Here is a 6677-nt window from a genome sequence, read left to right as displayed (position 1 = left end):
AAGGTGAAAGGTGAAAGGTGAAAGGTGAAAGGTGAAAGGTGAAAGGTGAAAGGTGAAAGGTGAAAGGTGAAAGGTGAAAGGTGAAAGGTGAAAGGTGAAAGGTGAATCAACCAGGCAAAAACTTTTCACCCTTTACCTTTCTATTTAGCCTAAAAGAACCTTTTACCTTTCACCTTTCACCTCCAATGAAACAAACCTTTTACCTTTCGCCCTTTACCTCCAATTAAACAAACCTTTTACCTTTATCCCTTTACCTTTCACCTCCAATGAAACAAACCTTTTACCTTTCGCCCTTTACCTTTCACCTCCAATGAAATAAACCTTTTACCTTTCGCCCTTTACCTTTCAACTCCAATGAAACAAACCTTTTACCTTTATCCTTTCACCTTTCGCCTAAAAAAAGCTAATTTCGTTGGTAATGAATGAGCATCTTGATCCGGCGCCGGAACGTCTCAGTAATGCCGAGCGTGATATTGAAAAAGTTTTACGTCCGCAGCAATTTGAGGATTTTACCGGTCAGCATAAAATATTAGCCAATTTAAAAATATTTGTACAGGCTGCCCGCCAGCGTGGCGAGGCGCTTGACCACGTGCTGCTGCATGGCCCCCCGGGTTTGGGTAAAACCACCCTCTCCTACATCATAGCCAATGAAATGAGTGTAGGCATCAAGATCACATCGGGCCCGGTACTGGATAAGCCAGGCGATCTTGCAGGCTTACTCACCAACCTGGAAACAGGCGATATCCTTTTTATTGATGAGATCCACCGTTTAAGTCCGCTGGTTGAGGAGTATTTGTACTCGGCCATGGAAGATTTTAAGATAGATATTATGCTGGAGAGTGGCCCAAATGCCCGTTCGGTACAAATCTCTCTTAATCCGTTTACATTGGTTGGCGCTACCACCCGCTCAGGCCTGCTTACCGCGCCTTTAAGGGCCCGGTTTGGTATAAACGCCCGTTTGGAGTATTATGATGCCAAACTGCTTACAACTATTGTATTGCGCTCATCATCTATCCTTAAAACCCCGATAACTGATGAGGGGGCTTATGAAATTGCCCGCCGCAGCCGTGGCACGCCACGTATTGCCAATGCACTGCTGCGCCGCACCCGTGACTTTGCCCAAATAAAAGGCGACGGTAATATTGATACCGCCATTGCCAAATATGCGCTTAACGCCCTCAATGTTGATGAGCATGGCCTTGATGAAATGGACAACAAGATTTTAACTACCATTATTGATAAGTTTAAAGGTGGGCCTGTTGGTTTAAAAACCATTGCCACCGCCGTTGGCGAAGATGAAGGCACAATTGAAGAAGTATATGAACCGTTTTTAATACAGGAAGGGTTTTTAATGCGCACCGCCCGCGGCAGGGAGTGTACAGAAAGCGCCTATAAACATTTGGGAAAAATAAAACTTGGAGGTAATCCTTCGTTATTTTAATAAAACCGATAATATATCAGCTACCTAATTACTACCATGAGAACAAAATTAAAACAAGGTCTTAAATTATTATTTATACTAACGTTTATAGGTTGCGCTGCAATAACCAAAGCGCAAACAACGCTGCCCACACCTGCTTCGCCAATGGTACCAACCAAACCCGAGGCACTGCCCGCAGATACTGCACGCAAGCTTAAAAAAGATACCGCGGGTGTAAAGAAAGACACCATACTGGTTAAAAAAAAAGCAACCGGCCCAAAAGTAGGCATCGCCGGGCTAAACCACGACCATATTCACCTGATATTAAATGAATACCGTAATGGTAACGTAAATATTGTGGGCATTGCCGAACCAGACAAAAAGCTGTGGGCAAAATATGGCAAAATGTATGGCGTACCCGATTCTTTATTCTTCGAGGACCTGAAAACCATGTGCCTTGCCCGCAAACCGGTTATTGTACTGGGTTATAATGCTGTTGGTAAGCACATTGATATTGTAGAAACCTGCGCCCCAATGGGCATCTCTGTAATGGTTGAAAAACCATTGGCCGCTACCCTTGAGCAGGCTAAACGCATGGAGTTTTTAGCTTTAAGGTATTACATAAACATGCTTACCAATTATGAAACTACCTGGTACCCATCGGTACAAAGCGCGTACAATACTATTAAAGCCGATAGTGTGGGCATGATTCGCAAAATGGTGTTTCATGATGGTCACCAGGGCCCGCGCGAAATTGGCTGCAGCGAGGATTTCTTAACCTGGCTTACAGACCCCGTGCTTAATGGCGCCGGTGCATTAAACGACTTTGGCTGCTATGGTGCCGATATGATGACCTGGATGATGCAGGGACAAAAGCCTATAGCTGTAACCGCTGTTGCCAGGCATTACAAGCCATCGGTATACCCTAAGGTGGAAGACGACGTAACTATTATTGTGGAATACCCCAACGCTACCGGGATGATAGAAGCATCATGGAACTGGCCTTTCGGTATTAAGGATATGGAAGTGTTTGGGGCAAAAGGCTATATCCATACATTTGATAAAGACAGCGTTGAAGTAAGGATTAATAATGACGTAAAAAGCTTTAAAGCCCCCGCTTTGCCGTCGCCGGCGGATGCGCCTGTGCCCTACTTTACTGCCGCCCTTAAAACCCCGCTTAAATTCAGGAATGACCGCTCATCCCTGAAAAACAATATGATTGTAATGCTGATACTTGATGCGGCAAAAAGATCAATCAAGGAGGGCAAACGGATAGTTTTGTAAATACAATAAAGAGGTTAATATTTAAGGCAGATCATCAATCAAAGCGAATAATAATTTTACTTATTAACGTTTGGGGTTAAAGTATAAATTAATTTTATTTACAAAGCTGGTTTACATCCTATATAATTATATTATTTTCGCCGTTGTTCTATTAATTAAAGAATCATCATCATACCATGATTAAACAAGCTTTTGTATGGTTAGCTGTATGTGCCTTAGGCACAATGTCTTGCCAGAGTAAACCTACCGATAAATCAGCAGGAACACCTGCTACAGGTACAGCCGCCGCAACAACAATTGCCGGCAAACCGGCAGATAAAGCCGCCATTATGGCCCGCAAACAGGTACCGGTTGTTTGTTACCACCAGATACGCGATTGGAAACCTACTGATTCAAAAAATGCTAAAGACTATATTGTACAGATAGCTGCCTTCAAAGAACATATTAAAATGCTGGCCGATAGTGGTTACCACACCATACTGCCCGATCAGCTATATGCTTATCTTACAACAGGAGCTCCCCTGCCCAAAAAACCGATCATGCTTACTTTTGATGATACCGACCTTGATCAGTTCACGATAGCTAACCCTACCTTGAAAAAATATGGCTTTAAGGCTGTTTATTTTGTAATGACTGTATCATTAGGCCGCCCGCATTACATGACCGCCGATATGGTTAAAAAACTATCTGACGAAGGCAACGTAATTGGAAGCCATACCTGGGACCATCACCGGGTTGACAAATACTCGCACAATTCTGAACTTAAAATCATCGGAAAAAATGGTAAAATAACCACCAGGCCGGTTGATGATTGGGTTACACAAATAGATAAGCCAACCAAAAAGCTGGAAGAAATTACCGGTAAAAAAATAGACTATTTCGCCTATCCATTTGGCATCTGGAAAAAACCTGTTTTGCCGGAATTTGAGAAAAAAGGTTTCAAAATTGCTTTCCAACTAGCTGATAAACGCGACCCTGATTATCCGTTGATGACCGTTCGCCGTATTTTGGATAGCGGATATTGGACAACCAAAACTTTCAGCAATAGCGTAAGAAATAGTTTCTAATACCCGGCCTCTTGAAGGGGCTGATCAGCATATTTAAGCGGTTTTTCTCTTGTTGAGAAAGGCCGCTTTTATTTTGATAATGAATCAATAAATATTTCAAATTCCAACATTTTGAAATTTATGTTTAGTAAATTTGTGTATGACCACGCTGACAGTAAATATTCAAAACGAAAAAGATCTGCCTGTTTTGCAAGAGATACTAAACAGGTTTGGTTTAAGTTATCATATTGATTCAGATAATGACCACACATTTTCTGAAGATGAAATAAAGGATCTGCTGCAAACCAGGCAGGACTTTTTGGATGGAAAAACCACTGCCCGAAACTGGATAGACATAGAAGAAGAACTGAACCGTGCCTACAATTAAACTTCTAAAACGTGCCGAACTTGAATTGATTGATGCTTGTGAATGGTACGAAAAACAACAAAGAGGTCTTTCGGCAAATTTTAGAAGAGAAGTTAAAATAACCATTCATTCTATTGATCTAAATCCCAAACTCTATGCAAAAAGGTATCAATCGGATCTACGTTTCGTACCGGTAAGAATATTTCCATACATCATTGTTTACTGGTACGATGAGCAACTATCCACTATATTTATCACATCAATTTTTCATACCAAAAGAGATCCCGAACGTTTTGAAAACAAATAAATATGAATAAAAAAAGGTTCCTGTATGAGACCTATTTTTCTTCAAGCGATACGTTTTTCTATTACTTCTTCTCCATCAAATACTTATCCAAAAACGCCAGTATCTTATTAGCGGTAGTGATCAGGTTTTCTTTTTTCTGGAAACCGTGGCCTTCATTGGGGTAGGTAATATATTCAACCGGTACTCCGTTCTTTTTAACGCCATCTACAATTTCCTTACTTTCTATAGGTAATACCCGCACATCATTCATTCCCTGAAAAACAATTAATGGTTTATTGATGGTTTGGTAATGAAACAACGGCGATATTTTTTTAAGGTGTACACTATCGGCTGTGTATGGGTCGCCTAACTCATCATATAAAGCCTTACGCTCAGCTTCCCAGTATGGAGGGATACTTTTGAGCGTGCGCATCCAGTTGGCAACACCAAACATATCAACTCCCACTTTAAACTCATTAGGGTGAAAAGCCAATGCGCCCAATACCATGCACCCGCCATAGCTGCCGCCCATAATGGCTATTTTTGCAGTATCAATATAAGCCTGTTGCTGCAGCCATTTTTTACCCCAGATGCAATCTTTCAGGTCGCCATTGCTGTGGTCTTTGTTATCCAGCTTATAAAACGTTTTCCCATAACCGCTACTACCCCGGTTATTTACCGCCAACACAGCATAACCATGATTTACCAGGAACTGAATCTGGTTACTAAAGCCGAAATTGCTTTGCCCTCCCGGACCACCATGTATCAACAATATAGCAGGCACCGGGTGCTCTTTGGTTGCATTTTTGGGTTTGTAGTAAATGGCAGGAATCTCCAGGCCATCAAAAGATTTAAAGTGAACCACTTCAGCTGATACCAGGTCATCTGTACTTACTGCAGGGTTAAGTGTACGGGTAATAGGCTTTAATTCCTTTTTCTCGAAATTATAAACGTAGAGATTATTGGGACTAACGCTGCTGCCTACCGTAAGCATCATATTTTTTTCACTCGGCGAAAACACCGCCGATTTAACTTCCCCATCTTTTACTTCCGGAAAATCGAGTTGTTTGCCCGTTTTATTATCAAACAACAACACTTTGGTTTTACCATCTGCATTTACGTATACGGTATAGTACTTTTCCAGGTCGCTAAGTTCCATCCCAACCACATCCCAGGTGGTTGAATAAACTTTTGAGGTTGCCCCTGTATTCAGGTTGTATTTTACCAGGTAGCTAAATTCGCTGCCATCGTTGGTAATATAATACAGGCTCGAGTCGCCTTTGGTAAACGCAGCAGGGTACCAGGTAGCCTCTTTATCGTTGCTTAGCTTTTTGACTGCCTTCGTCGTCCGGTCATAAATATAAAGCTCATTTTTATCGGTAGTGATAGATTTGATGAGGGAAATGTACCGCTCCGACTTGGAAACTGGTCCGGGTGAATACCCGCCATCATTTTGATAAAGCAGCTCTGCATTCCAGGTTTTTACATCCAGCTTGTAAATATCGTTGAATTTGGGGTCGCGTTTATTACTGGTAATGTACAGGAACTTTTTATCAGCACTCCATCCATCGGTACCATTGGTGGTGTTGGCCCACGGTGTAAGATCTTTCACCGCCGATCCATCAGCCTTTTGCAGATAGATATGGTAATTTTCGTTACCTCCCTGATCTGCGCTATATAAAAAGTCATTGGTACCCGGCACGTACCCAATTGCAAAGTACGAATCCTTTACCGAGTGCGTGAGTGGTTTTGAGGCGGTATCAGCAATGTTTATGGCGGAGAGATTAAATATCCCTGTGCTGTTATCATCAACCAGCACCTTGGTTTCGTCGGCATTAAAACCGGCACCATTTATCGCTTTATTGTTATACAATTGCTCAATGGAGTATGATTTTACTGCAGTGGGCTTATCAGAGTTGCTGCACGCGCTAAATAAAATAGCCAGTGCAAATAAGGATAGGTATTTCATTTTACATCTAATTTTCAGCAAGTTATGTGAAATTATTTGAAAAACAAAGGAACTTTATCCAATCCATATTTTAAATAAAGGGGTTAATTTTTCATCTCCCGCGAGGTTAGCGCAGCGTAACTCGTGGGAGCCATGGTTTAAGCCTTTGGCTTAGTTCAGCTGAATGTCTTGTCCTAAAATAGGTTTACAGTTTAATTGATAAATCCTGTTATACGTTTACAATATTTATTAGTCCTAAAATAGGTTTACAAATCCACATTTTGAGTTTTATAATAACTCTTCCAGGTTCGCTCTACTTCCAGGTT

Annotated in this window: 6 protein-coding genes; 5 read left to right on the top strand and 1 reads right to left on the bottom strand. The window is 41.6% G+C overall.

Annotation, left to right across the window (positions count from 1 at the left end):
• Window positions 1-418: 418 nt before the first annotated feature.
• From ruvB to Q0R88_RS14285, 5 genes are all read left to right on the top strand, one after another.
• Window positions 419-1441 (top strand): Holliday junction branch migration DNA helicase RuvB, encoded by a 1023-nt coding sequence (gene ruvB / locus Q0R88_RS14305; RefSeq protein WP_295717193.1) that lies wholly within the window; start codon window positions 419-421, stop codon window positions 1439-1441.
• A gap of 36 nt (window positions 1442-1477) precedes the next feature.
• Window positions 1478-2704 carry a Gfo/Idh/MocA family oxidoreductase gene (locus tag Q0R88_RS14300; RefSeq protein WP_295717192.1) on the top strand — a complete coding sequence of 409 codons (1227 nt, stop codon included), beginning with the start codon at window positions 1478-1480 and terminating at the stop codon, window positions 2702-2704.
• A gap of 176 nt (window positions 2705-2880) precedes the next feature.
• Window positions 2881-3771, top strand: coding sequence for a polysaccharide deacetylase family protein (locus tag Q0R88_RS14295; protein WP_295717188.1), 891 nt, complete (start codon window positions 2881-2883; stop codon window positions 3769-3771).
• Between the two features lie 139 nt (window positions 3772-3910).
• Window positions 3911-4138 (top strand): hypothetical protein, encoded by a 228-nt coding sequence (locus tag Q0R88_RS14290; protein WP_295717186.1) that lies wholly within the window; start codon window positions 3911-3913, stop codon window positions 4136-4138.
• The gene (locus Q0R88_RS14285; protein ID WP_295717183.1) at window positions 4125-4424 is read left to right on the top strand and encodes a type II toxin-antitoxin system RelE/ParE family toxin; all 300 of its coding nucleotides are present in this window, start codon (window positions 4125-4127) and stop codon (window positions 4422-4424) included. The genes Q0R88_RS14290 and Q0R88_RS14285 overlap by 14 nt, the downstream gene beginning before the upstream one ends.
• A gap of 61 nt (window positions 4425-4485) precedes the next feature.
• Here Q0R88_RS14285 and Q0R88_RS14280 read toward each other — a convergent pair whose 3' ends face one another.
• Window positions 4486-6372 carry a S9 family peptidase gene (locus Q0R88_RS14280; protein WP_295717181.1) on the bottom strand — a complete coding sequence of 629 codons (1887 nt, stop codon included), beginning with the start codon at window positions 6370-6372 and terminating at the stop codon, window positions 4486-4488.
• Window positions 6373-6677: the final 305 nt, after the last annotated feature.

The sequence above is a fragment of the Mucilaginibacter sp. genome (assembly GCF_025362475.1).
GTDB lineage: Bacteria > Bacteroidota > Bacteroidia > Sphingobacteriales > Sphingobacteriaceae > Mucilaginibacter.
This window is presented reverse-complemented; position numbering and strand designations above follow the sequence as displayed.

Excerpts from the sequence above, each read along its gene's own strand:
- ruvB (WP_295717193.1), top strand. The coding sequence starts at position 419 with ATGAATGAGCATCTTGATCCGGCGCCGGAACGTCTCAGTAATGCCGAG.
- Q0R88_RS14300 (WP_295717192.1), top strand. The coding sequence starts at position 1,478 with ATGAGAACAAAATTAAAACAAGGTCTTAAATTATTATTTATACTAACG.
- Q0R88_RS14295 (WP_295717188.1), top strand. The coding sequence starts at position 2,881 with ATGATTAAACAAGCTTTTGTATGGTTAGCTGTATGTGCCTTAGGCACA.
- Q0R88_RS14290 (WP_295717186.1), top strand. The coding sequence starts at position 3,911 with ATGACCACGCTGACAGTAAATATTCAAAACGAAAAAGATCTGCCTGTT.
- Q0R88_RS14280 (WP_295717181.1), bottom strand. The coding sequence starts at position 6,372 with ATGAAATACCTATCCTTATTTGCACTGGCTATTTTATTTAGCGCGTGC.